This window comes from Streptomyces sp. AK08-02, assembly GCF_033795085.1.
Taxonomy (GTDB): domain Bacteria; phylum Actinomycetota; class Actinomycetes; order Streptomycetales; family Streptomycetaceae; genus Streptomyces; species Streptomyces echiniscabiei.
The window spans coordinates 258,229-284,955 of record NZ_JARAZV010000009.1 but is presented as its reverse complement, the minus strand read 5'-3'; the positions used below and the strand labels follow the sequence as shown (position 1 = coordinate 284,955).

Here is a 26,727-nt window from a genome sequence, read left to right as displayed (position 1 = left end):
TGCGGGGAAGTCGTCCGTCGGATCGTTCGCAGGGTGTCGATTCGGTCCTTCGAGGCAGGAAATCCCCCGCGCACTCTTGACGGAGGGTCTATGGCTGCGTAGACATGACCGCGCGGTCAGTGATCGCGCGGTCATACGGTTGACCTGGTTCGATACTCACAGCCATCGGGAGTTCTCATGACACGAGTGGTGGGGCGGAACGCGGGTTCCGCAGCGCCGCGCAGCGCGGACGTGGCCCGGGTGGCCGGCGTTTCACGCAAGTCGGTGTCGCGGGTCCTCAACAACGAGCCGTACGTCTCCGACGAGATCCGCCGACGTGTCCTGGAGGCGGCCGAGCAGCTCGGGTACCGGCTGAACCACGCGGCCAGAGCGCTCGCCTCCGGCCGGAGCCGTTCCATCGGTGTCGTGGCCCTCGGAACAGCCGGGTACGGAACGGCCATGCTCCTCGTGGGTGTCGAGAAGGCCGTTCGGGACGCCGGTTACGCGCTGCGGGTGGTGAACACGGCGGACGGTGACCCCGACGGCATCGCCGGCGCGGTGCTGTCGCTCCTGGAACAGGGAGTTGACGGCATCGTCGTCTCCGAGCCCATCGTGGAGGGAGAGGTCTCCGTCAGGATCGACGTACCGGTCCTCTTCCTGGGCGCGCCGCCGGCCTTCACCTCGGCTCGGACCCTGAGCGTGGGTGTGGGCGCCTTCGAACTGGCGCGGGCGGCCACCGATCACCTGCTGGATCTGGGGCACACGACCGTGCACCATCTCGCGGGCCCGCGACGCTGGTACGCCTCGAAGGACCGTGCCGACGGCTGGCGTGCGGCGCTGACGGCACGGGGCGCGCCGGAACCTCCCGTGTTCGACGGCGACTGGTCACCCGAATCCGGTCACGCCGCGGGCCGTGAACTGGCCGAGGACCCGTCCGTGACCGCTGTCTTCGTGGCGGGCGACGAGATGGCCATCGGCCTGATCCACGCCCTGCGCGAGGCGGGCCGCCGGGTACCGGAGGACATCAGCGTGGTCGGCTTCGACGGCAACCCCGTCTTCGCCTACGTCACCCCTCCGCTCACCACGGCCCGTCAGCCCTTCGACGCCGCCGCACGGGAAGGGATCAGGCTGCTCGTGCACGCCATCGAGGAGCCGGAGACCGACCTTCCCGCGGCGACCGAACCACCGGTCGAGCTCGTCGTCCGCGGTTCGACCGCACCGCCGCCCTCCCACCGGAGGCAGCCGGTGCCCCGCACCAGCTGAACCACCATGCAGTCCGCGTGTGGAACAGGACCCACGCGTGAGCACCACCTCCGTCTCCGAGCACCCTCGTCCAGTGAGGTTCGCCGGAGCCGTCTCACCACGACGCCGGCCGCTGTCAGGGCCGGCCGGCGTCACTCGTCCGCCGACTCCACCGTTCTCCGCCCGGCTCGATCCGGCGGTCGGTGGGCGGCGGGCACGGAAACCCACCACACATCTCATCCCTTTCCCCGGGAGCCGCAATGTCCCCTGCCCAGACAGGCGCCAGACCCGGCGTCGCTCCGCAGACCCGTCCCCTCTTCCTCCTGACGGCCGTACTCGCCCTGCTCGCCGCGGTGGCGACACTCCTTCTGCCCGCGGCGGGCCGGGCCGACGCCCTGACCCGCCCGTCGCAGACGATGTACACGCCGCCGTCGAACGCTCCTTCGCCCGGCTCGTTCTATCCGCGGGAGCTGCGTCTGCAGCACAACGGCTCGGCCAACGGCACGCTTCTGTCGACGTTCGAGCAGTACACCACCGGCACACCGGTCTTCCCGATCTATCGCAGCACCGACAACGGCAACGCCTGGACGAAGATCTCCGACGTCGCCGACACGCAGAACGGCTGGGGCATGCGCTGGGAGCCCGAGCTGTTCGAACTCCCCGCCGCGATGGGTGACTTCCCGGCAGGCACCATCCTGGCCGCCGGAGCGTCCGTCCCCGCCGACCGATCCGCCATCAAGATCGATGTCTACGCCAGCCTGGACCGCGGCCAGACCTGGACCTTCGTCAGCAACGTCGCCACCGGTGGCGCGGCCTACGACACGAACGGCAACACCCCCGTGTGGGAGCCGTTCTTCCTCTACGCCAACGGCAAGCTGATCGTCTACTACTCCGACCAGCGCGACCCCGCCCACGGCCAGAAGGTCGTGCACCAGGTCTCCACCGACGGCCGTAACTGGGGCCCGGTCGTGGACGACGTGGCGATGCCCACCTACAGCCAGCGCCCGGGCATGCCCACCGTCGCCAGGCTGCCCAACGGCAACTACGTCATGACGTACGAATACGGCGGCTCGCCCGCGGGCAACTTCGCCGTCTACTACAAGATCTCCGCCGACCCGGAGGCGTTCGACTCCGTCACGGGCATCCCCCTGCGGTCGACGGACGGCGCGGTCCCCACCAGTACCCCGTACATCACCTGGCTGCCCACCGGCGGGCCCAACGGCACCCTCGTCGTCAGCGCCTACAGCACCGGCGACCTGTTCCTCAACACCGCCGGAGGCGCCGCCGACACCTGGACGCGCATCAACTCCGCGGTCGCCGGCGGCTACAGCCGCGGCCTGCTGCCCCTGGCCGACGGCCACAGTCTGCTGGTGCTCAGCGGGGGAAGCGGCGGCAGCGACGTCCGTAACCCCGTCACGTACGCCACCATCGACCTGGGCGGCGGTATCTCGGACGGCGCCACCTACACGGTGTCGAACGCCAACAGCGATCTCAGGCTGACCATCGCGGGCGGCACCACCGCCAACGGCACCGGCGCGACCCAGCAGACCACCACCAACGCCACCGACCAGCAGTGGCGCTTCGTGGCGCAGCCCTCCGGCTTCTTCAAGATCTTCAACGTGGCCAGTGGCAAGGTCCTCGGCGTGGAGAACCAGTCCACCGCCAACGGCGCCAGGATTCTCCAGTGGGACGACAACGGCACCCTCGACCATGAATGGGCCGTCGCCCCGAACCCCGCAGGCGGCTACACGCTCACCAACCGCGTCACCGGCAGGTTCCTGGAGATACCGAACGCCTCCACCACCGTCGGTGCCACCGCCGACCAGTGGGGCGACACGGGCTGCGCCTGCCAGCGCTGGAATCTGACGCAGACCGCACCGCCGCCGCTGGGCACGGGGCAGTACATCCTCGTCAACAAGAACAGCGGCAAATACCTCGACATCCCCAACGGCTCCACCGCCACCGGTACGGCCGTGGGCCAGTGGCAGAACTCCGCCTGCCTCTGCCAGCTGTTCACCTTCCAGTCCGCGGGCGGCGGAGCCTGGACCATCAGGAACGCCAACAGCAACCTCAACCTCGACATCCGCAGCGGTTCCACCACCGCGGGAGCCGCCCTCGTCCAGAACACCCCCTCCGCCGCCAACTCGCAGAAGTGGACCCTCACCGACGCGGGCAACGGATACTACGAGCTGAAGAACGTCAACAGCGGCCTCAACGCCGGCGTCGCCCAGTCGTCCACCAGTAACGGCGCGGCGGTCGTCCAGTGGACCGACGTGAACGTCGACGACCAGCTCTGGAAGATCGTCCGCATCAACTGAGCGCTGTAGGCCCCGCTCGCACAGGGTCTCCCGCCGGCTCGGACTCGCACCGCGACCCGAGTGCCGGGAGGCCCTGTGCCGCGCGGCCACGACGGCGACGCCGGGCGGCGAGATCGGTGGCGCCGCGGCCCGGACCACGCCGTCACAGGCAGCGAGTCGTCGGGGCGTCGCCGCCGGACCGCTGTACGCCCCGCCCGCCCGGCTCCGTGATCGAACGGCGGCACTTGCCCGCGTGGCGGGAGGCGTTCGCCTTTCCCGGTCAGCGGACCGGAGTACGGCTCTCCGGACTCGGCCCGCTTCTGCTGCCCGGTGCCGGCGGTGTCGGGCCCCGGCCGATCCACGACGAGGACGCGGCGGCGGGCGCGGAAGCGGGACCGAGACGTTCCAGGAGGCCGATGCGCAGGGGATCCGTGTCCGGGAGACCGAGATCGGTGACGACCGCCAGGGCCTGGGTCCAGGCGCCGGTCGCGGCGTGGGTGTGGGCGGTGACGTGGTGGACGTCGCCGAGACAGACGAGCCCGGCGGCCTCACCGTGGCGGTCGCCGGTCCGCTGGAACAGGTCGAGGGCCCGCCGGTAGCGGTCGACGGCCTCCGGGTGCTGTCCGAGACGGTGATGGATGTAGCCGAGGCTGTCCTGGATATGCGCCTGGCCGTTGAGATCCGCGGTCTCCTGGGCGAGCGCGAGGGCCTGGCGGCAGTGCGCGAGAGCCTGGGGGTGGTCGCCGAGTTGGGCGAGGATCCACCCGATGTGATTGAGAGCGGCGGACTGCCCGGCCCGGTCACCGGCCGCCCGATGATGCCGAAGGCTGTCGTGGGCGTGACCGAGCGCCTGATGGTGCCGGCCCTGTGCCTCCGACATCCGGGAGAGATGCTGATGGATACGGGCCTGCCCGGTGTGGCCGCCGGCCTGGTCGAAGAGATCCAGCGCGCGCAGATAGTGGGCACGGGCTTCCTCGGGACGGTCCAGCCGGTCCTGGGCGAGTCCGAGACCGCGGTGGGCATCGGCCTGCCCCTCCTTGTCACCTCGGCGCCGCGCGGCGTCCAGCGCCGTGGTGTGGACGGCCGTCAGCGCTCGCCGGTACCCGTGCCGGTCGAGATACGTGGTGAGCGCCGACGCGAGCCGCCAGGTATGGCTGTCGAAGCCCTGGGCCGGAGCCTGTTCCACGGCGGCCAGGAGGACCGCGTGCTCGGCGGCGAACCAGGCCTGCGCCTGTGGGTGGTCCGACAACTCCTCGGGCACGGCACCCGGCTGGGCGGGTGGCAGGGGAGTCGGACGGGGCCGGGGAGTCAGCAGGGCGTCGGCGCTGTGGGCGGTGTGCAGATAGTGGTCGAGCATCCGGTGCGTGGCCCTGCGCCGGGTGTCCGCACTGTCGTGCGCGGCGACGAGTTCGGCGGCGTAGGCGCGGAGCAGGTCGTGGAAGGTGTACCGGCCGGGCACCTGCTCGGTGACGAGGTGCCCGCGGACCAGTTCGGCCAGCAGGACCCGGGCACGCGGCGTCGGTACGTCGGCCAGGGCGGCGACGGCCGGAAGGGCGGCGTCGGGTCCGGGGTGCAGGCCCAGCAGCCGGAAGAGCCGGGCGGCGTCGGGGCCGAGCGCGTGGTAGCTCCACGAGAACACCGCCCGCACCTGGCTGGCCGCCTCCCCGCCGTCGAGGGCGTCCAGGCGTCCGTCGGCCCGGCGCAGCTCCCCGGCGAGCGCCGCGAGCGGAAGACCGGACTGGGCGGTGGCGCGGGCGGCGACGATCGCCAGCGCCAGCGGCAGCCCCGCGCACTGGCCGACGATCTCCCTCACGGCGGCGGGTTCGGCCGTCACCCGGTCCGCTCCCAGCCGGCCGACCAGCAGTTCCCGAGCCTCGACGGGACCGAGCAGGCCGAGGGTCAGCAGATGGGCCCCCTCGGCCGCGGCCAGCCCGGTCAGCGACTTCCGGCTGGTGACCAGCGCCAGACACCCGGGCGCGCCTGGCAGCAGCGGCCGGACCTGTTCGGCGTCACGGGCGTTGTCCAGGACCACGAGCACCCGACGCCCGGCCAGGAGGCTGCGGTACAGCCCGACCTGGGCTTCCAGGCCGGCCGGGACACGGGCCGGCGGCACGCCGAAGGCGTCCAGGAACCCCCGTACCGCCTCCGCCGGACCCACCGCCGGTCCGCCAGGATCGAACCCGTGCAGATTCACGTACAACTGCCCATCAGGGAAGGCCTGTTGGGTCCGGCGTGCCCAGTGCACGGCCAACGCGGTCTTGCCCACCCCCGCGGTTCCGGACACCGCCGAGATCACCACCGCCGACGGTTGCTCCAACGCCGATTCGAGGATCTCGTCGAGCCGCGAGAGCTCCTTGCCGCGTCCGGTGAATCCTCGTACACCCATGGGCAGTTGTACGGGGATTCCGCCCGGCCACGGCACGGTCGTCGGCGGCCGGCGCACCGGGGGAGCGGCGAGGTGGGCGATCTCGGTCGGCGGCCGGGGCGTCGGCCATGACGAGGGGCCCGGCCCGTCTCCCCGCAGGATCGACTGATGCGCCTCCCGCAACGCCGTCCCGGGGTCGGCGCCCAACTCCTCGGCCAGCCGCCGCCGGACGGTGGCGTAGCGGTCCAGCGCCTCCGCGCCGCGCCCGGCGGCGTGCAGGGCCCGCATCAGCGCCCCGGTGAGCGGCTCCACCAACGGGTACTCGCCGACCAGTTCGGTCAGCGGCCCGATCACGGCGACGGGATCACCTGTGCGTGACTCCAGGTGGGCCCACCCGACGGCGGCGTCCACCCGCTGCTGCCGCCACGCCTCCCGTACCCGCCCCGCCCACTGCCCGTCCAGCCCGGCCAGCGGTTCGCCGCGCCACAGGCCGAGTGCCTCGCGCAGCATCGAGGCCCTCGCTTCCGGCGTACGCCCCAACTCCCGTGCTCGTGAAGAGAGTTGCCGGAACCGGTGGACGTCGACCCGATCCGGGTGAGCCTCCAGGAGGTACCCGCCGGAGCGGCGCAGCAGGCGTAACCGGGCATCCTCCCTCTCCCTGTCCGCGGTCTGCTCGCACAGCCGCCGGAGCCGGGCGATATGGGCGTGCAGTGCGCGTCGTGCCCCGTCGGGCGGATCCGCGCCCCAGACCCGCTGGATCAGGACGTCGACCGTGACGGGCCGGCCGGTGTCCACCGCCAGCGCTGCCAGCACGGCCCGGCGCTGGGGTGGCCCGACCTCCGCCGTCCGGCCCCGTACCGACAGTTCCACCGCACCGAGAAGTCGCACATCCATCACGCTCTCCGCACCCCCCGTGCAGATCTTCTCCACGTGTCGCGCACACTCTCACGCTGGGCGACAACCTATCGACAACGTTCTGAGCCACATTCGAACCTCAGTCTGAGGGCCGAAGAGGCGTCGACGCACGGCGGCGCTCCGCACCCGGGGGACGGTGATGCGCGGAGCGGACGTATCGGGGTGCCCGCACCGCGACCGACCAGTCCGCGGCCCGGGCCCGAACCGGTACGAGAGGTGAGCACGGTGACGGGAGCCGTCCACCCGGTGGCCGTGTGTCGGCGGTGTGGGGGGAGACGGACGTGAACGAGCCATGGGGAGCACCGGGGACGGGGACGGCGGCGGGAACGGCGGCTCTGTCGGTGCGGCAGCTGGACCGGCCCGCGGAGTCGGAGCGGGGCGCGGCGGTGTACCCGCCGACTGTTCCGGACGGTGGCGGGCGGAGCGTGCTGGAAGGCGCGTTCGGATTACTGGACGCGGTGGAGCGGGCCGGTCACGCCGGACTGACCAGGCTCGCGGCGGAGTGCGGGCTGCCCAAGACGACCGCGTACCGGCTGCTGGAGCAACTGGTCGACCTCGGTGCCGTGGAGCGGAGCCGCACGGGCTATCGCATGGGCTCGCGGATGTTCCGGCTCGGGCAGGCGTGGCAGCCGTATCCGGGGCTGCGATCCGCCGCCCGGGGTCCGGCCCGCCGTCTGGCGCGGGCCACGGGCGCGGGTGTGGGGGTCAACGTGCTGAGCGAAGGGCGGACCCTGGTCCTGGACTGGACGGTCTGCGAGACCGACGAGGCGCTCGACCCGCTGCTCGACGGCGCGGTCTGGCCCTGGTCCACCGCGGCGGGCAAGGTGCTGGTGGCCGGGGCGCGCTCACGGCTCCCGCTGGGGCCGATGCCCGCGTCCTGGCGACGGGAGTCCGCGGCGATCCGTGACCGGGGCGTCGCCTTCGACCGGGAGGAACTGGTGGCGGGAGCCTGCTGCGCGGCCGTGCCGCTGTACGGCCCGGGTGGCGCGCTGCTGGCGTCCCTGAGCGTCGTGACGGATCCGGCGCACAGCCTGGAGCGGCTCGTGGACGTCGTCCAGCAGACGGGACGGACGATCAGCGCGCGCCTGCGCGCCCGGTGAAACGACGCGTCCTTCCGAATTCCCGGATACATGGGATTCCCGCAGGCAGGGGATTCCCGGAGACAGGGGCTGTCGATGAACTGTCGACGGATTGTCGACGGGCTCTGGGACGGTTCACCGGAGAAGGACGCACGGTCGAAACCAGAAGGGGGATTCCGTGGCAGCCGACGAATCTTCGGTGACTGTTGACGCTGTGACACCCAGGATCACGCCGAAACCGGACGACACACCGCCGAGCGCGAGTATCTCCTGGCCGACCGGAACGGTGCGAGCGGGCAAGCCGGTCACGATCACGGTGAACGCGAATCCCGGCACCGGGTGGACCTGGAAGACCAACCATTGGGAGCCCGTACCTCTGGTCACCTTCTCCGAGACGCTCCTTGTCATTCCGACCGTGGTGAACCTGAGGGATCACCGGGGAGGCGGCACGAGCTATTCCGCGAAGTTCCCGAACTCGGGCAGCTTCGTCATCACGGCGACCCTGGTGCAGTCCAACGGAACCCAGATACAGGCCCCCTCACGGACCATCACGGTGAGCGCGCCGGTCGCCCCGGTCTTCACCTGGGCGGCTCCGGCAGCGGGTGCCGCGCTCGATCTGGGGCCGGGCGGCGGCCAGGCCGAGGTGAAGCTGACCGCGGGGAGCGACGAGTTCTATCCGTTCACGGTGAGCATCACCCACGACGGTCTGCCCGCCACTCAGGACCAGTTCGCGGCCGGCACACAGTTCCAGAAGACGGTCGCCTTCGGTCCTGCGACGGCCGGGCCCCGGACCATCTCCGTGACCTGTGCCGATCCGAACGGTCTCTCCTCGACCCAGACCCGCACGCTGGCGGCGCGGGACAGCGCGCCGCCGACGGTGGCGCTCGCCCCCTTCAGTGACAGGCAGACCGTCAGGTCCCTCCCTCACACGGTCACGCTCACCGGGACGACGAACGGGGCGCAGTCCGGGATCACCGGGGTCACGTTCGCGTTCACCGACGGCCCGTCGGGATCCGCGCAGGACACGTCGTCCGGTGGCGACTGGTCGGCCTGGCGGGTGCAGGCTCCGCTGGCCGCCACCGGGACCTACCCGTTCAAGATCACCGTCACCAACTCCCGCGGTAGCAGCGCCACCGCCTCCGGGACCGTCACGCTGGTCGCCCAGGGCCCTCCGGTGTTCACCTGGGCGGCTCCGGCCGACGGTGGCGCGATCGACCTGGGACCGGCCGGCGGCCAGGTCGAGGTGCGGCTGACCTCGGGGAGCGACCAGTTCTATCCGTTCACGGTGAGCATCACGCACGACGGTCTGCCGGCTACGACCGATCAGTACACGGGTACGCAGTTCCAGAAGACGGTCCCGTTCGGGCCGGCTCCGCTCGGCGCCCGGGCGATCACCGTGACCTGCGCCGATCCGAACGGTCTCTCCTCGACCCAGACCCGTTCGCTGGTGGGACGCGACAGCGTGCCGCCGACGGTGGCACTCGCTCCCTTCGAGGGGAGCCAGACGGTCGACTCGCTGCCCCACACGGTCACGCTCACCGGGACGGCGAACGGGGTGCAGTCCGGGATCACCGGCATCGCCTACGAGTTCACCAACGGCCCGTCGGGATCCGCGCAGGACACCTCGTCCGGTGGCGACTGGTCGGCCTGGCAGGTGCAGGCCCCGCTGGCCACCACCGGGACCTACCCGTTCAAGATCACTGCCGTCAACTCCCGGGGCACCACCGTCTTCGCCTCCGGAACCATCACCCTGCATCTGTAGCCACGGCAGTCGACGACCGAGGGAGTTGCCATGGCTGTGGCGACAGCGGAGCCGATCGGATCACACACGTGACGTCATTCAGGGACCAGGTGATGCTGAAGCTGGGCGACCCGGCCGCGTTCGGCGCCCTGCTGCGGCCCGCCGAGGACACCGACCGGCAACTGATCCGCACCATGCTGGCCGCGAGCCACGACCTGTCGGCGCTCCGCGTCGACCGGGTCCGGGACGTGGCGGTGGACGCACTGGAACTGCAGCACCCGCTCCGCGCGACGGCCCGGACAACGGGCACCTGGACCCGGACGGTGCCCAGTTACGCCCGGACGGAACTCGCCCTGGACGCGGCGGAGTCACGCAACCCCGTCTGGATCGACGTGCTGGCCCGTCTGCGGGTCACCGTCGTGGCGGAGATCGATCCGGCCGGCGCCGAATCGGTCGTCAGCGAGGCGGCCGACACCTTCACCACACTGGACGAGTTCCGTCGGCAGTTCCCGTTCGTCGACCTCGACCGGTTCATGGCCGAGCACGGCATCACCACCGTGGAACAACTCCGCGACGCCTACCAGTACCTGCGGACCACGGTCCGTCTACGGGCCGCCGCACCCTTCGATCCGGACGACCCGGCCAACGCGTACACGCTGAACGTCGCGCTCGCCGCCCTCGCGGTCGATCCCTTCGATCTCGCCGAGGGACTGCGCGCCGCCCGAATGGTCAGGGAAACGAGCAGAGAACTCACCGGGGCGCCACCGAAGGGGGTGGTGGCCGAATGCACCGCCGCCTACGCGGTCGCCGTCGTCTTCTCCGCGGAAGGCCCCGGAAAGAACGGGATCACCTCCGCCACGGTCGGGCGACTGTTCGCCGGGGCGGGTGTGGCCGCGCTTTTCCTTGACACGAGCTGAGGAATCCAAAATGCCGTCGAACAGGCAGTCCGACAAACGATCCACACCCACTCCAGAACCTGAACCTGCACCTGATGAGCGGGGCCCGTCGGCCGAGAGCGGGTCGGCACGAACCGCTGACGCGCGGGCCACCGCGGAATCCGGTGAGCCGCCCGGCGAGGCAACTCCCGAGCCCACCGTTCTCTCCCAACAGGAGCTGCAGCGCCTGCGCGCCCGGCTCCTACGCAAATACCACTGAAATTCAACCACCACTGAAATTCAACGCACTTCAGGCCCGAAAAAGATTGAGGAGGGGCCGATGACCGTTCGCTACGTCCGCGTGAACCCGGTAGTCGATCTGTTCGCACCAGCCGTTCGCGCCTACGGCAACATCGCCGTGGTCGGCAAGGTCACGCTGCCGCCGAAGTCACCGCCGACCGATCCGGCGAAGGTGAACACACCGATCGACTTCACCGACCCGGCCGAGGCGCGTCGACGCGCTCCGGGCGACCTCGGGGAAGCCGTGGCGCTCGCCTTCCAGCAGTCGCCGGGCCCGTCCCTGGTGACGGCGGTACGGGTGGACGAGCAGAATCCGGACTGGAAGGCCGCGCTGGACGTGGTCGCGAGCCTGGACGTGCAGCTCGTGGTGCTCGCCAACACACCGCTGAACGCCACCACCGGTCGTGTCGACGCCCCGGAGGGCGCGTTGGTGACCCTGGCCAAGCATGTCGCCTCGGTGTCGGAGACCGGCGGCGAGGGCCGGCAGCGGATGGGCGTGGCCATGCTGCCCAAGGACTCGTCCGACCCGGGCCCCGTACAGGGCACCCTGGCCCACGACCGCATGGTCTACGTCGCGCATCGCAGCACCCAGGACGCCGCGGCGGCCGTGGCCGGCGCTGTCGCGGGCCACCAGCCGCACATCTCCCTGCTGTTGAAGCCGGTCAACATCACCAGCCCGTCGTTCAGCCAGGCCGAGATCGAGACCCTCAACGGTCCCGAGACGTTCGAGTCCGGCCCGGCCGGACGTGGCGTCAACTGGCTGACCAGCCCGTCGATCATCCCCGGCAGCGGCGTCTACATGGGAGAGGGCTACACCGGGAATCCGGGCGGGACGAAGTACATCGACGCCATGCGCACGGTCGACGACCTCAACTTCCGGCTCAACGCGTCGCTCATCAAGACGATCGGCAACGTGCGGATCAGCCGTTCGGGGCTGCGCGCGCTGATCGCCCGGCTGGAGGCCATCCTCGGACCGGAGGTGCAGCGAGAGGTGCTCAACGGGTTCGAGGTCTTCGTGCCGCTGTTGACCCTGCTGGACAAGGACCCGGCGACGCTCACCGCCGCGGAGGCCGAGCGGATCCACCAGGCCGAGGTACGGCGGATGGTGCAGGTCATGATCGCGATCCACTACGCCGGTATCACCCACAGGCTTTCCATCGCGATGAATTTCAACTGAGGGAGCATCGATGCCGGACTGGAACACACGGCTAGAGGTGAAGCTCGGGGACAGCACCATCACCCCGATCTCCAGCTTCACCCCGACGTTCAACGTGCCGCACACCGTGCTGCACAGCATCGAGGCCGACAACGTCGGCTTCGTCCGCCAGCCGTTCACCTTCACCTTCATGATGGCGGTGCCCGCGGTGGCGGCGGCGGTCGCCGATCTGACCGAACTGGCCGCGAACGGCCAGGAGTTCTCCGTGGTGGTCGCCGAGAAGAAGGGCACCGACTGGGCGTTCGACTCCATGAAGTTCGCCCGCTGCGTCGTCACCTCGGCCAATCCCAGCAACGTGGTGATCGACGGCGTTCCGCAGGCCAGCTTCAGCTGTCTGGCGCTGGACGTGGGCCTGGAGGCGTAGCCGTCGTGGACACGGAGGCCGTGGACGCGGAGGAGGAGGCGGGCGACCCGTTCACGGTCGCACCGCACGCGGCCGGTGCCGGTGCCGGCCCGGTGATCAACTACCACTTTCCGGTCGAGATACAGGCGTTGGGCGCGCTGCCCGAGAGCGAGAGCGAGCAGTTGGTCTGCCGGGTGTTCGACCAGCTCGGGCGGGAGCTCGCCAGCCGGCTCTGACGCCGGGTGCGGGCCGGATCGACAAGGGCGGGGGAGACATGGCTGCGGGGACGAACGTTCCGGTGCTGGTGGGGCCGGTGCCGCTGCTCTACGTACAGAAGATGACGGTCGTCGAGGGCTACGAGATCGAGCGGATCATGGGCAGCCGGTTTCTTCAGGCCACCCAGCCCACCAAGAAGCAGATCGGCATCGAGGCGCTGCTGATCGGTCCGAGCCGGTGGGGACTGAAGAAGGCGCTGGAGGCTCTGGCGCTGACGTCCAGGGCGCTGGTGGCGACCTCGGCGGCTCTGCTGCCCAGCGGCATCCCGGTGGTGTCCGGTCTGACGATCAGTGTGGACATGCAGATCACCGAGCTGCATTTCACGCAGAGCGTGGCCAGGCGGGAAGCCCTGGACGTGTCGATCTCACTGCTCGAGGTGCCCCGGTCCAGCCTGACCGCGGTGATCGGCGAGGTGGCGGATCTCGCCGTGGCAGCCGGGACCGCGCTGCTGCCGGGGTCGGTGGCGCCCAACCCGATCGCCCGTGGCGTGCAGGGCCTGTTGTAGCCGCCCGGCGGCTCAGGGGATCAGCGGATCAAGACCAGGACCAGAACCAGGACGAGGAAGGAGGCGATCCGTGGCGACGCGCAGTTTTCTCCGGTTGCCGATCGACGCCGACGAGGGTTTCCCGCAGGCGTTCCGGCTGGCCGTGGCCGGTCGCAACTACCAGTTCCGGCTGTACGCCAACGTGGCGGAGGACGTCGTCCGCGGCGCGCCGGCCGGTCCGCTCGAACTGCCGGCCGCCCAGGCGTTCCTGGTGCTCTCGGTGGACCGGGAGGAACCCGGCGGACCCGTCTCGATCCTGCGCCGCAAGCTGGTGTCGGGCGTCGAGTACCCGGCCGCCGAACTGGTCCTGACCTTCCGGACGATGCGGCTGGACCTCCGGAACCTCAACTCGGCCGGTTCGTTCGGCTCCGAGGTGGTCGGCGGGGTGGCCGTCGGATGAGTTTCGTGCTCTGGTACATGATCGAGATCGCCGAGGCCGAGCAGCCCGGCGGTCGGGTGACGGGGGCGGCGGCCGGACGGTTCGGCCCGGGCCTGCCGCTCAGGGTGTCCAACGATGTGCTGAGCGGTTCCCTGGTCATCGACGCGGACGTCACCGTGACGATGACCGACGGCGCGTCGGCGGACACGTTCGAGATCAGTCTGATCAACCTGCCCGGCCAGGTCACGGACCTGATCAAGAACACCCATGCCGCCGGGCCGGTGAACACCACCATCCATCTCGGCTACTTCGACGAACCGACGACCAGGACCACCGCGGGACGGGTACTGGTCGGCCGGGTCGTCACCGTCACCGGCGGTGTCGGCGACGACGGTCTGTCCCGCACCGTGCTCCGCGGCCAGGAGGAAGGCGGGTACCTGCTGCGCAACACGCCGGTGGAGCTGGACCGCCGCGCGGGCACCGAAACCGTCGACCTCGCCAAGTCCCTGGCCAAGGCGGCCGGGGTGTCGCTGGCGGACGGCTCCACGATCGGCGGCGGCCCGAGGGACCTCACCGTCCGGGCCGGATCCGCTCTGGACGCCCTCGGCGCGCTGGCGGCGCAGGCGGACGTGCCGCTGGTGGTGCGGGACGGTGCGGTCTACCTCGGCTCGGCGGTCGGTGCGCTGACCGACCCGGCACCGGTCGTGTTCGACCCGGACACCAACCTGGTCTCCCTCAGCAGCTCGACCTCCGAGGACACCGAGGCGCGCCCCGTGTTTCCGCCCCGGCCCGCGGTGGACGACGTACCCCGGGCCGAGTCGGCGGTGCTGCCGCCGGTCCGCACCACACTGGACCTCACGGTGCTCGGCCATCCCCGGCTGCGCGTGGGCCAGGTGGCCACCACGACCGGCCTCTCCGGTGTGCCGGCGGGCACGCTGAGGGTGTCTCACGTGGAGCACTCCTTCCGAGTCGGCGCGGGCTACACCGCGCGGCTCCGACTGATCGCCGCCGACCCCGGAGAGCGGGCCCAGGTCCGGACCGGCGTACAGGGTGTGGTGGACCGCTGGCGTGACGTCGTGGACCGAAGCCGTGCGGACCACCCGTCGGTCGATCTGGGCGAGGTGACCGAGTACGTCCCCGGCGCCGACGGCAGGCACGTGGCGTCGCTGCACTACGGGCAGCGGCCGGAGCCCGGAGCGGTGGCGCCCAGTGTCACCACCCCGATCGACACCGCTGTCGAGCTGAACGACAAGCCGATCGTGTCGCCGTTCGCCTTCCACCGGACCGGGTTGATGACTCCCGTGTACCCGAAGATGCGTGCGGTGCTGGCACACAACCGAGGCCAGGTCGACGACGCACTGATCACCGGATACGTCTGGCCGGACAACCCGGCCCAGGAGTGTCCGCCCAACCGGGTGGGCGACCACTGGCTGGCGCTGCCCACCGGGCTGGGCGAGGACGGTCTGCCCCGGGGCAAGGGCGCGAACGACCTCACCGACGCCGCCGGACAGCGGGTCGTCCAGGTGGCCGCCCTGCACGTACTCGTCGGCACCGACGCCCTGCCCGAGGTCGGCACCCGGCCCGACCCACCCACCGACAACTCGATCACCATCGAACACCAGAGCGGAACGATGATCACAGTGGACTCCGAGGGCGCGGTCACGATCAGCACGTCGGACCGGCCCATCACCCTGACCAACGGCTCGGTCAGCATGAAGCTCGACGGCTCCGCCGTGGCGGTGACGTGATGCCGGCCGTCCTGACCACCGCGTCCAGGCTCGGCTGCGCACATCAGGGGGCCGTGCTGGCGACGGCCGGTCAACACGCGCTCACGGTGGACGGATCGCCGGTGCTGCTGGCTGACGATCTGAGGCTGGCCGTGATCGTCGGCTGCGCCGCTCCGACTCCGTGCGTCCGGATCTCGGCGATCGCCGCGGGAGTCAGTACGACGCTGACGGTCGGTGGCCGGCCCGTGCTGCTCGCCACCGCGCAGGGGACGACCAACGCCGGCACCTGGCGGGCGCGCGACGCGGGCCAGACAAAACTGGAGGCAGCATGACCATCTCGTTCGGTCGCAGCCTGCTGCTCGACGACGGCGACCTGGTAGTGACCCAGGGGCGGTTGCGCGAAGTCGAGTCGGTGGCCAACCTCAGCCAGGCGCTGACGCTGCGAGTACTCACCCCGCTCGGATCCGACCCCTTCAACACCGGCTACGGCCTGGACATCGGCCGGATCTTCACGCAGCCCAACCCCGTGTCGGTGGTGAAGCAGTTGGTGCAGCTGAACCTGGTCCGCACCCTCGGCACCGATCCACGGGTCCGGGACATCCGCCGGATCGTCTTCGACGACGACCCGGCCGCACGCCACCGACGCGTGTGGACCGTACGGGTCGAACTGGACACCGTCGCGGGCGACCCGTTGACGCTTCTCGCAGAGGTGGGGGTGTGAGGGAGGAATGAGCGACTTCGGAGTGACCGACGACGGCTTCGTGCTCAAACCGGTCGATCGGATCCTCAGCGAGGCGTTCGAGCGGGCCCGTGCCGTCTTCGACGACATCGACCTGACCGGCACCAGCCCGCTGCGAAAGATCCTGGAAGTCACCGCCGCCGAGGACGGCGAACTGTGGAAACGGATGGAGGACCTGTACTACGGCAACTTCATCTCCACCGCCTCCGGCGACAACCTGGACCTGCTCGGCGAGGACATGGGCCTGGCCAGGCCCCACCTGCCCAGTACCGGCACCGTGCGGATCACGCTGGACGGCGGCGCGCCCGGCAGACGCTACGTCGTGCCCGAGGGCACCATCCTGGTCACCGCGGCGCCGGTGCGGGCCTTCGGCACCACGGCCGCAGTGACACTGGACGCGACACAGCGGACCACCACGGTGGACGTGGTCGCCTTCGAACCGGGACCCGACGGCAACGTGGCGGCCGGCGCCATCGCCGCCATCGACCCCACCTACCGTTCGATATTCCTGGCCGACCTCGGCACCGCCACACTGACCGTGACGAACCCGCGGGCCACCAGCGGTGGCGACAAGGCCGTACTCGACGACACCTACCGCGCCCGGCTCGCCGGACTCGCCCGCAATCTGTGGACCGTGGAGTCGGTGGCGCAGGCGGCACTGGGCGTGAGCGGAGTACTGGACGTGGTGCTCTCCGATCCGCTCGGCGGAGTGGACGTCTCGCAGAGCTACTTCGGGACGTTCGCGTTCGACCAGCGCGCCTTCAGCTCCGAGGCCCGGCGGATCGGCGAACCGTACTTCTTCAACGTCCTGGTGGCACACGACTCCCGAGCGCCGTGGCGGACCATCGGCCCTGTCCAGGGGATCTTCGAGCGGGTCACCGCGGCCGTCGACACGGTCCGGCCGGTCGGCGTCCACCCGAACATCGTCGAAGCCATCCACGTCGAGGTCGGCGTACGGGCGAAGGTCGTCGTACAGCCCGGATCGGACGGGGCCGCCCTGCTGGCCTCGATCCGGCAGCGCCTGGCCACCGACATCAGCAGCCTGCGGCTCGGCGGCGACGTCCTGTACTCGCAGGTGGTGCGGGCGTTCGTGACCCAGTCCGGAGTGGTCGACGTGCGACAACTGCACCTGCGCCGCAGCGCGGTGACATCCGGGCCGGCCAGCTTCGGCGCGGGGTTCCGGCAGAGCGCCACGATCGAGGCGGAGGTGGGGGAGAACCTGGTCATGGGCCCGTCCGAACTGGCGATCTTCTCGGCCGACGGGGACGTCCTGGACATCGCGCTGGTGACGTCATGACGGCGCCGACGCTCGCCGCCGTCCGGATGAGCGAGCGGCTGACCACGCCGTTCGCACGTGGCGCCGACACCCTGACGCTACGACTGCTGCCGGGCGCCGACCCGTCGGCCGCAGAGGTGGCACCGTACGACTTCACAGAGCACCAGAGCCGGTTCGACCGGACGCCCGAGCCCAGCTATGTGCTGGCCGCGGCCAGGGACGTGGCAGTCGACACCACCGTGACGGTGACCTGCACCCGGCCGGGCGAGCCACCGCTGACGGCACGGGCGACCTTCCCGGCCGGCACCGTGGCCGGCGCCTCCGTCGCGCTCGGCATTCCCGTCTCCGCGCAGTTGCGGCTGACGGGCTTGCGGACGGCGCCGGCCGCACCGGACGGTCACCCGGACCAGGCCTGGCGGCTGACCGCGCTGCTGGGCAACACGGCCAAGGTGCTGTGGGTGCTCGGTGGTGAACGCGACCAACTGCGCGGGCAGTTCGCCCGGACGGTCGCGCAGCGGCATCTGCCCAGGGCCACCGGCCGCAGCCTCGACCTGATCGGCGCCGACCTCGGGGTACCGAGGTTCCCCCCGCTGCCCTACGGCTTCGACGACGCGACCGTCGCGCTCTACCACCTCGACGACGTCCCCGGCAGCACGGTGGCCCAGGACGTCACCGGCCAGTATCCCGGCCGCACCGGCCACCCCGGATCCCCGAAGGCGTCGGTACAGCGCGGCGCGGCCGGCCGGTACGGCGCCGCCTTCGGCTTCCACTCGCCGGACGCGGTCGTCGAGGCTGTGACCGACGCCGCGTTCGACATCGCCCCGACCGGCAGCGCCACGGTCGAGTGCTTCGTACGGCCCGACGCAGGCGGCGGCGACGGTCAGGTGCTGTTCCGGCACCCGGCTCCGGGCGGCGCGGGCGCGGGCTGGCTGCTCTCCGTCGGCGAGTTCGGCCGCGGAGTGGCCCGCAACCCACGGCTGTTCGTCAGCGACGGGACCACGCCGCCCCTCACCCTGTTCGCCGACCTGAGCCTGCCGACGGACGCCTTCACCCACCTGGCCGGCGTGCTGGACCGGACCGCCGGAGAGCTCCGGCTCCACGTCGACGGGGTACTGCGCGCCCGCGCACCACTCGGCGGACTCGGCGCCGTCGTCAACACCGCGCCGCTACGGATCGGCCCGGCCGACAGCGCCTTCCGGGGAGTGATCGACGAAGTACGGATCTCCGCGACGGCCCGGACCGACTTCGCGCCCGCGCTGGGCGAGGCGGACGAGCACTACCGAAGGCGCCTCAGGCTGTTCAGGCGCTGGGCGCTGCCGACCCCGGCCAACCTCGCGGCGATGCTCAACGAACTGGTCGGGACCATCGGCGGCCGGAGTGATCCCCTGGTCGTGCAGGACGCCAACGCCACCCTCGTCCGCGGCAGCCGGCCGGTCCGTATCCGGCCGGTGGCGCTGCGCGAGGGGGAAAGCATCGACGCTGCGGGGCGCCGCGGGGCCAACGAGGCGGACACCGTGGGCACCGCTCAGCAGGAGGAGCGGTTCGACCCCGTGTTCCTGCTGCGCTACGACAGTCCGGCGGTCGACTTCACCGTGCCGCCACCACGCGACCTCGACCCCGGTGAACTCCCGCCCGATCCGCACCTGGTCCAGGTCCGCCTGGCGGACACCCTGAACAGACTGGTCACCCTCGGGGCGGCGGAGCCGGGCGCCCCAGGCCGGCTGCGGATCGCCGCCGCCTTCGATCCCCGCGCCGCCGACCTGCGGGCCACCGGGCGGGCGGTGCTGCTCGGACACAGCAGGGTCGCCCCGGGCCGGCTGGCCGCGCTGGCCCACCGCGCCGGTTTCGACTTCGTACGCCTGCGCACCGACGACAGGGGCGACGGGGCGTCGGTCTACGCGGCGTGCGCCCCCGGCGACTACTTCGCCGTCGACCTCACCCCGGCCCCGGCCGGCCCGACCGACCTGGACGTCGGGCGGACAGCGGCGCTGACGCTGCGTCCGGCGCCTCCCGCGGACTCGGTGCTGCGCTGGCTGACCGTACCGGCCGGACCCGGGCGCGCCACACTGACCACGAGCGGCGTACTGGGCCGTCCGACGTCGGTCACGGAGATACGGGCCGACGCCCCCGGCGGCTTGATCGTCAAGGCGGAGGTGACCCGGGGCAGACACACCGTGTCCGCGAGCCGCCCCCTGCGCATCGGGCTGCCCGACCTGCCGGACGGCGGGACGATCGCTGCCGACGGCACCCTCGGAGCACCGCCGGGGACAGTGAGCGACCCCGACGAGTTCTTCGCCCGGGAGTTCCTGGTACGCCACGACGACCCACGGGTGAACTACGGCGGCGACGACAACAACCACCTCATGCAGCCGTCCGTCGGGCGGACACTGGACGCCCTGCTCGCCGAACTGGACCGGCGATCGACCGCCGGCCGGCTCACGGTGACGTCGGCGTTCAGGCCGGCCGGTGACGAGTTCGGCACCCACGGCCGGATGCTGACCCTGCAGCACGCTGCAGTCCCGCCCGGCGCGCTCGCCGGGCTGGCACACGCCGTCGGGTTCGGCCATGTCACGCACACCGGCGCCACCGTGGCCCTACGGCAGGCCCCCGGGGACCTCGTCGTGGTGCACGGCCCGGACGGCAGGGACAAGACCCCGGTCGTCGAACTCGACGAGGGCGAGACGCTGGACCTGTCGGTACAACCGGCCCTGAACCCTGACACGCCCCCCGGCCCGGGCACCGGCCGTCTCCGGCTCGGCTGGGCGACGGGCACCTTCGGCACGGCCCGCGTCTCCCTGGGCAACCCCAAGCAGTCGTCCACCGTCCTGCGCGGCGACTCGGCGGGAGCGGCCTGGGTACAGGCGAGTTACCTGCTCGGCGACCTGCCCGCTCCGTACACCTTCCGGGTCGGTCTACGGCCGGAGCTCGACAACCCGGACACGGTGATCTCCAAGGACCAGTACGACCTGATCCTCAACATCCTCAACGCGCTGCACCCGGTGGGCATCGAGGTCAACACCCAGCTGATCCGGGATCACACCGTCGAGGTCCGCGGCAATCTGGCCGAGGTCAATCCCGACTTCACCTTCCCCAAGTTCCGCATCCGCAGCGTGCTGCCACCGCTACGAAGGGACAACACTCGTGGCTGACTTCAGTTACACCCCGAAATTCCACCACTTCGCCTGGGTCGACAACATCGACCGGTGCGAGGCCGGAGGCACGAACGGCTTCAACATCCGCTTCGAGACCATCGAGAGCGACCTCCACGGCGTGTCCACGGTGGTCGCCCAGATCGGCACCCAACTCGACCTCCTCAACGCACGGGTGCCACCCGTACCGCACACGGTCACCCTGTCGTTCCCGCCGACGCTCCAGCCGGTCCAGGGCTCACCGGCATGGGCACTGCAGACCTCGGGAAACGCCGTGGCGCCCACATCCGGCGCGCCCGCGGGAATGCTCCCCCTGGCACTCCCGGACCACGTGACGATCACCTCGCTGCGGGTCCGCGGCAAGGGCGCCGCGCCCAGCGGACAGAACACCAGCTTCTTCTTCAACCGGGTCTCGGTGAGCGACGGCACCAGCCAGAAGATCATCAACTTCGACACCAGCACCGTTCCGCTCAACACCGAGCTGGCGCTGCCCCCGGCCGAGGTCAACGTCGTCAATCTCGCGAACTTCCGCTACGTCATCTCGGCGAACAGCGGAGTGGGAACCACCGACCCGGTCACCCTGGCCTCCTTCCAGGTCACCTACACCAACCCCTGAGGGGACTCCCATGCCGACCAACAGCCCGGCCGCCCCCGCTCCTCCGAAGAACAGGCCACCCTCGGTCCAGATCAAGCCGCTGCCAGAGAACGTCACGGCGAACACCCCCGTCCAGATCACGGTGATCGCCGACGAGGGCGTCCGCTGGAAGTGGATCGCCGCCGACCAGAGCTGGGACAGCGAGGACTTCGTCACCTACACGGAGACCGAGGTGGACATCCCGGGCGTCGAGTCGATCAGGGACCACAGGGGCGGCGGCGGAACCTACTCCGTCACCTTCCCCCGGCCGGGCGGCTACTCGGTGTCGGCGGCAGGAGTCACGTCCGACGGAGCGCACATCACGGCTGCCCCGGTGAACGTCCATGTGTCACCCGCCGGTCCGCCGGTCTTCACCTGGGTGGCGCCGGCCGACGGGACCGTTGTCGACCTGGTCCCCGGGGGTGCCTCGGTGGAGGTGGTGCTGACGTCGGCCGACCAGTACTACCCTCTCTCGGTCGACATCACCTTCGACGGTATGACAACGACCCAGCAGTACGGCGGATCCGAGTTCCGGAAGACCATCACTCTGTCCCCGGCGCCGCTCGGAACCCGGTCGATCACCGTGAAGTGCACCGATCCGGACGGTCGCGCGTCGACCCAGACCCGCTCGGTCGTGGGACATGACGGCGCACCGCCCACGGTCACGCTCGACGCCTTCGACAGCGACGTGGAGGTGGCCTCGCTGCCCTACGTGCTCACCCTGACCGGGACGACACCCGGGGCGTCGTCGGGGGTCACGGAGGTGCGGTACTCGGTCGCGAACGGTTCCTCGGGGGTCGCCCGGAACACCGCGGCCGGCGGTGACCTGTCGACCTGGCAGGCCGAGATCGCGCTGCCCACCACCGGAACCTTCGCACTCACGGTGACCGCCACGGACTCCCGCGGCGGGACCGCGTCGGTGGCGGCTTCGATCACCCTGCACCTGTAGCCCGTACCTGCAGCCCGTACCTGTCGGGCAGTTCCCGAGGTGGTGACATGCGGACCAACTGCCACATCCCGATAGCCGTGCGGATGGTGGGGGAGCCGACACCGGCGCAACTGGAGGCGCTCGGTCACCTGTTGGCCCGCACCGTGGCGGCGCGGCTGGCGCACGCGGAGCGGGTACTGGCCGAGCGGCACCACGGCGACACCGGGATCGCCTCGGCGCAGTGGGAACCGTACGAACCCGGTCAGGGAGCCGCTGCCGCGTTCGCCGTACCGGCCCACGGGGCCGAGGGAGCGCCGGCAGACGTTCCGGTGCGATTGGCAGTACGGACTTCGGCCGGCCCACCGACGACCCGAACGCCCGCAGCGGTCAAGGCAGTTGGCGCGGAACCGCCGCCCGCGAAGGCGCCGCCGACGGCCGGGAACGCCGGTGGAGAACCGCCGGTCGGTGCGGCACCGGACACGACGCCGACGGCGCCCGAGAGCGCCGGTGGGCAACCGCCGGCCGCGACGCCCCCGGTCGGCACACGGCCGGGGGCCAGGACAACCGGAACGCAGTCGCCGACCGCCGCGGCACCACCGACGGCCCCGGCAACCGGTGCGGCACCGCCCGCCACGAAGACACCGGCCAAGGCCCCGGCGCGCGGACCGAAGGGGGCGACCGGCGCGGCAGGCGCGCAGCCGCCGACGCCGAAACCGCCCAGGCTCCAGGACCTGCGTCGGCGTGCCCGGACCGACGCATCCGCCGCGCACGAACTGGTCGACAGATACAGGAGCATGTCCGACCGCGAACTGGCACGCCGTCTCGCGGACGGCGACGAAACGGCGCGCGCCGTCATGCGGCAGCGGATTCCGTCGAACGACAGCGCGCGCGCCAAGGCGCTGGAGAGTGACTACCGCCCGCCGCACCACGCCACCGCCTCCGTCCGTCGAGCGGGCGTCGAGGTGTGGCGGCGGACAGATCTCGTCAGCGGCAACATGACCAGCGAGGAAGCGGCCCTGCCTTTCCCGCACAACGTGAACGCCACGCATACCGAGGCGCGGGCGGTGCGGGAGGCGGACCTCCGCCCCGGGGACGTCATGACCATCATCGGCCAGTACAACCCCTGTTCGGCCTGCCGGGAGGTCATGCTCAGAGCGGCCGGCCGAACCCGCGCGACCATCAAGTACATCTGGATGGGCGGAACGAGGACGTTCCGGCCCATCCGCGGGACGGCCATGCCCGGCACACCGACGGCTGCGGTGACCGACGCGGTGCTGGAGACCCCCGTCGTGCCACGGCCCACGTCGGAGCGGACCCCGGCGGAGTCACCGGGACCGGGACCTGTACCGGGCACCCCCTCGGCCTCCGGCGCGACCGAGGGCGTCGGGCCCGTCGGCGCGGGGTCGGTCCGGCCGACCGCACCCCGACCACCGGAGGTGATGAGCCGGTACAGCGGGGGACAGCGGGCGGTGGCGGGCGCGGCGCTGGCCATCGCAGCGGTCAACGACATCCTCACCTACGTCAACCTCGCCCGCGGCGCCGCCCAGCACAACATCGACCTCGGCAACGCCGAGCTCGCCTTCTGGACCTGGGCCGGCGCCAAGCCGACCCGCGGGGTCCGGGACAGCTGGAAGGGCCCGCTTCCGCCGGGCAGCGAACCGGACGTCAGCACGTTCGGGTCCTCCTCCTGGCCGTACGTGGCCGACATCGACGTCGACGCGCTGCGGCGCAACCTGCCCGGTGTGATCCACGGTTACCAGGACTTCCTGCACTTCATGGACACGGCCAGAGAGCTCGGAGCGATCGTGGAGTATCCGGAGATCCCCGACCGTCCGAACGCCCTGCAACGAGCTCAGGCCGAACACGTGCGGTACTACGCCGAGGTCAGCAAGGACGATCGCGGGAAGCGGCACCGTTACGACCTCACCGAGGTGATCGCACCGATCAGGGACGCCGCGCTCGCCGCACTCGACGCCGGCATGCGTGCCAGGACGAGCACTCTCTCCGCCGGCCAACGTCACCAGATCTTCCGGCTCAGGCGCGGCGCGGGGACCGTGATCTACCGGGCCGCGCACAAGGGTGGCCGACTGGAGCAGCGGATTCTCAACTCCCAGCGACTGTTCGGGCCCGATCCATGGGTGCGTGCGGTCGGTCCGGACACGGATGTCGGCGGCTGGTTCGGCACCGACATACGGGTACGTGTCACTCCGGCCAACGCGGACGCCCAACGGGTCGCACTGGCCGCCGCGTACTGGGTCGGAGGAGACATCCACGACGTCTTCGACGAGGTGCGGGAAGCCGGCCGCCCGATCGTGGACCGGCAGCCCGAGGAGGGCAGGTTCGTCGACGTCCTTGACAGTTTCGTCGCCGGCCCGAAGCCCGGAGACCCCCGCTTCGGCAACACCCGCTATCACCGGCACCCCGATCCCGACGTCGGCCTGACGGCCGCGATCGGTGAACTGAACGAGTTCTGGGTCGAGCGCGACGACCTCGTCCAGGTGCCGGCCGCCGACCTCGGTCGCTATATCCAGTAGGGAGACCTCGATGAGGCCGCAGTACCACCTTCCCGGCGTCGCCGACGGAGCGGACGCCCTTTCCGACCGCATGTCCAGGCAGGCGGCACGGCGGTTGACCGCGACCGTGCTGGCCGGTGTCGCCCGAGGCGTGGGTACGGTCGCCCCGGCCGGGACGGCCCTACCCACACCCGCGCGGGGGCCGGCCGCGGCGCCGTACGACGGCGGCCCTGGACGGTCCGCCGACGGCGTCGACCGGCTCCCTGACGGCGGTCGTGACCCGGTGGCTGTTCCCCTGCGCGCGGCGGGCTCGCCTTCGGGGGGTCCGGCGAGCCCTGTGGGGCCTGCGGGCACCGGCGGTCCGCCGGCCACCGCCACGCCACGAAGCGGTCGGGACCGGCTGAAACCGCCGAACGCCGCGCCTCCCACGGCGAGGGTGTTCACCCACCCCGGTCACGCGCAATGGCGTCTGCTCTTCCCCATGGCGGTGACGAGAGAGCAGGTGGCGAACTGGGTCTTCCTCGGCGGCGGCCTCCCGGACGGGTTCAGCCTCATCTCCGGCCTGCCTGCCGGGTTGCCCGGTCCGGCCTGGTATCTCACGTGGGCGGACTTCCGTAGTCGCCACCCGATGGACGCCGTCGAGTTCGCCATGACCTTGATGATACTGCTGACCCCGTACGGCCAGAATCTGGCGAACCGTGCCCTGCTCGGCGGTGACGCGACGGACGAGGACATGGCGGCGGGAAGGGCCGAACAGATGGAGAAGGCGCGCCGATGGGCGGAGTACGACAGGGAGTTCGTCCCGGCGCTGGGAATGACCCGAGGAGAGGCGGCATCAGGACTGGCCGGCGGGCCGTACGAGGTCAACGGACAGTTCGTCTGGATCGGCTGGCGCAGCGCCTGGGGGCGCACCATCGTCGAGACGTGCCCCTTGTCGTCGAACGAGGTGTTCAACCGGGACATGCGGTTCTATCTGCGCCGCGGACTGTCGGTGAAGGAAGCGGTCGCCGCGTTCGAAGCGCAGTGGGACGAAATCCTCGGTATCGAGCTGGCGTTCGCCGGAGCCGGCGCCGGATACCGCGTGCCGGGAGCCGGGAACGCGGCGGAACTCGAGAACGAGGCCGGGCTCCTCGGACGCCGGTCGGCCAGAGCGCAGGGGATCTTGACCAGGGGCGACATCGCCCTCAGCAGGGCTCTGGCGGCGGCGGACTCGGCGGTGATCAGGACCGAACTGGTCGAACAGGCCGAGATCCGTTCCGTGTTGCGGGCGGAGACAGGGGCGCGGAGCGCGTCGCCCGCGAGAGGCGCCCTGACCGATCCGGTCACCCCGCGGGCCGCGTCGGGACGTCGGATCGGTTTCGCGCCGCCGTCGGCGGCACCTCCGGCAGCGACCGACGCGGCCCCGGCGGCCTCCGCGGAGTACCGGCCGGTCGCCGGATTCGGCCGCGACCGCGTGGCACCGACGGCGCGGCCACCGGGCGCGCTGCCACCGGATCAGGGGACCCACACGCAAATGCCCCCGGCGCGGCAGGTCTCCACCCCGTCGAGCGGACCCGGCGCGGTGCCCGGCACGCCGGTGGGGCAGCGGCGCGGACAGCCCACGACGGCGATGGCCGGCAGGCCGCCGAGCGGCGACACCCCGGCCGTCACCCCGGGAAGGCCGGCCGGCGGCACGGCTGCCCGGGGAACGGCGGAGACCGCCGCGACGGATGCGGAACGCGGCCGAAAGCTCACGGTGTGGGAGAAGAACGGAAAGGTCACCGGGGATGTGCAGGGCCTGCGCAGGAGGCTCAGGTCGGGCGACGCCCGGACACTCGACGAGGCCAGGGTCGAGTACGACGACCTGCAGGGCGAGATCGCACGGGGAGGGAAGCCGCACATCGAGGACTACAGCGAGATACCCGCGCGGCGGACGGCCGACGAGGTGCGCAGCGAGAACATCAGCACCGCCACGAAGTCCGAGCTGGAAAACTCCGGTTGGCTCAGAAAGAGGCTCACCCGGCCGGAGGACCGCAGGGACCTGATGGACTGGCTCAAGCGAGGACACCGTGAAGGGGAACTGGGCAAGGAACCGGTGCCCGGGAAAACCGTTCCGAAGGGCCACGACCACTACGAACCCGGCACACCGGAGTCGGAGGAGATGGTGAAGGAGTGGGAGCGTACGAAGGGCAGACGACGCGACTGACGCGGCGGGTGCGCCGAGCCCGTCC

At 71.2% G+C, this 26,727-nt stretch carries 20 protein-coding genes; 19 read left to right on the top strand and 1 reads right to left on the bottom strand.

Annotated features, from left to right (window positions below):
- The first annotated feature begins 177 nt into the window (after positions 1-177).
- Together PV734_RS20505 and PV734_RS20500 are read left to right on the top strand one after the other, a co-directional pair.
- On the top strand, positions 178-1,242 hold the full coding sequence (locus tag PV734_RS20505; protein WP_319094406.1) for a LacI family DNA-binding transcriptional regulator: 1,065 nt from the start codon (positions 178-180) through the stop codon (positions 1,240-1,242).
- Between the two features lie 239 nt (positions 1,243-1,481).
- Positions 1,482-3,539 carry an RICIN domain-containing protein gene (locus tag PV734_RS20500; protein ID WP_319094405.1) on the top strand — a complete coding sequence of 686 codons (2,058 nt, stop codon included), beginning with the start codon at positions 1,482-1,484 and terminating at the stop codon, positions 3,537-3,539.
- Between the two features lie 259 nt (positions 3,540-3,798).
- On the opposite strand, the gene PV734_RS20495 is transcribed toward PV734_RS20500, so the two are convergent.
- On the bottom strand, positions 3,799-6,777 hold the full coding sequence (locus PV734_RS20495; RefSeq protein WP_319290721.1) for an AfsR/SARP family transcriptional regulator: 2,979 nt from the start codon (positions 6,775-6,777) through the stop codon (positions 3,799-3,801).
- A 302-nt stretch (positions 6,778-7,079) separates the two neighbouring features.
- On the opposite strand from PV734_RS20495, the gene PV734_RS20490 reads away from it, so the two are divergent.
- The 17 genes from PV734_RS20490 (at position 7,080) to PV734_RS20410 (ending at position 26,702) form a co-directional block, all read left to right on the top strand.
- Positions 7,080-7,898 (top strand): IclR family transcriptional regulator, encoded by an 819-nt coding sequence (locus tag PV734_RS20490; RefSeq protein WP_319094403.1) that lies wholly within the window; start codon positions 7,080-7,082, stop codon positions 7,896-7,898.
- Positions 7,899-8,091: 193 nt separating this feature from the next.
- The gene (locus tag PV734_RS20485) at positions 8,092-9,639 is read left to right on the top strand and encodes a hypothetical protein (protein WP_319290719.1); all 1,548 of its coding nucleotides are present in this window, start codon (positions 8,092-8,094) and stop codon (positions 9,637-9,639) included.
- A 68-nt stretch (positions 9,640-9,707) separates the two neighbouring features.
- Positions 9,708-10,535, top strand: coding sequence for a hypothetical protein (locus tag PV734_RS20480; protein ID WP_319290716.1), 828 nt, complete (start codon positions 9,708-9,710; stop codon positions 10,533-10,535).
- Between the two features lie 298 nt (positions 10,536-10,833).
- Complete coding sequence (locus PV734_RS20475; RefSeq protein WP_319094400.1) at positions 10,834-11,970, top strand: hypothetical protein; 1,137 nt, start codon at positions 10,834-10,836, stop codon at positions 11,968-11,970.
- Positions 11,971-11,980: 10 nt separating this feature from the next.
- Complete coding sequence (locus PV734_RS20470) at positions 11,981-12,373, top strand: hypothetical protein (protein ID WP_319094399.1); 393 nt, start codon at positions 11,981-11,983, stop codon at positions 12,371-12,373.
- 5 nt (positions 12,374-12,378) lie between these two features.
- On the top strand, positions 12,379-12,588 hold the full coding sequence (locus tag PV734_RS20465) for a hypothetical protein (protein ID WP_319094398.1): 210 nt from the start codon (positions 12,379-12,381) through the stop codon (positions 12,586-12,588).
- 38 nt (positions 12,589-12,626) lie between these two features.
- Complete coding sequence (locus PV734_RS20460; RefSeq protein ID WP_319094397.1) at positions 12,627-13,133, top strand: hypothetical protein; 507 nt, start codon at positions 12,627-12,629, stop codon at positions 13,131-13,133.
- 70 nt (positions 13,134-13,203) lie between these two features.
- Complete coding sequence (locus PV734_RS20455; protein WP_319094396.1) at positions 13,204-13,572, top strand: hypothetical protein; 369 nt, start codon at positions 13,204-13,206, stop codon at positions 13,570-13,572.
- Complete coding sequence (locus PV734_RS20450; RefSeq protein ID WP_319094395.1) at positions 13,569-15,299, top strand: hypothetical protein; 1,731 nt, start codon at positions 13,569-13,571, stop codon at positions 15,297-15,299. Before PV734_RS20455 ends, PV734_RS20450 begins: the two co-directional genes overlap by 4 nt.
- Complete coding sequence (locus PV734_RS20445) at positions 15,299-15,610, top strand: hypothetical protein (RefSeq protein WP_319094394.1); 312 nt, start codon at positions 15,299-15,301, stop codon at positions 15,608-15,610. Before PV734_RS20450 ends, PV734_RS20445 begins: the two co-directional genes overlap by 1 nt.
- Positions 15,607-15,999 carry a hypothetical protein gene (locus PV734_RS20440; RefSeq protein WP_319094393.1) on the top strand — a complete coding sequence of 131 codons (393 nt, stop codon included), beginning with the start codon at positions 15,607-15,609 and terminating at the stop codon, positions 15,997-15,999. The genes PV734_RS20445 and PV734_RS20440 overlap by 4 nt, the downstream gene beginning before the upstream one ends.
- Positions 16,000-16,006: 7 nt before the next feature.
- Positions 16,007-17,314 carry a baseplate J/gp47 family protein gene (locus PV734_RS20435; protein WP_319094392.1) on the top strand — a complete coding sequence of 436 codons (1,308 nt, stop codon included), beginning with the start codon at positions 16,007-16,009 and terminating at the stop codon, positions 17,312-17,314.
- A complete protein-coding gene (locus PV734_RS20430) occupies positions 17,311-20,442 on the top strand; it encodes a LamG domain-containing protein (RefSeq protein ID WP_319094391.1) in 3,132 nt (1,043 codons plus the stop codon). Before PV734_RS20435 ends, PV734_RS20430 begins: the two co-directional genes overlap by 4 nt.
- Positions 20,435-21,058: a hypothetical protein gene (locus tag PV734_RS20425; RefSeq protein ID WP_319094390.1), complete on the top strand. Its 624-nt coding sequence runs from the start codon at positions 20,435-20,437 to the stop codon at positions 21,056-21,058. Before PV734_RS20430 ends, PV734_RS20425 begins: the two co-directional genes overlap by 8 nt.
- 10 nt (positions 21,059-21,068) lie before the next feature.
- Positions 21,069-22,025: a hypothetical protein gene (locus PV734_RS20420; protein ID WP_319094389.1), complete on the top strand. Its 957-nt coding sequence runs from the start codon at positions 21,069-21,071 to the stop codon at positions 22,023-22,025.
- 47 nt (positions 22,026-22,072) lie between these two features.
- Positions 22,073-24,538: a hypothetical protein gene (locus PV734_RS20415; protein ID WP_319290713.1), complete on the top strand. Its 2,466-nt coding sequence runs from the start codon at positions 22,073-22,075 to the stop codon at positions 24,536-24,538.
- Between the two features lie 10 nt (positions 24,539-24,548).
- On the top strand, positions 24,549-26,702 hold the full coding sequence (locus PV734_RS20410; RefSeq protein ID WP_319290711.1) for a hypothetical protein: 2,154 nt from the start codon (positions 24,549-24,551) through the stop codon (positions 26,700-26,702).
- Positions 26,703-26,727: the final 25 nt, after the last annotated feature.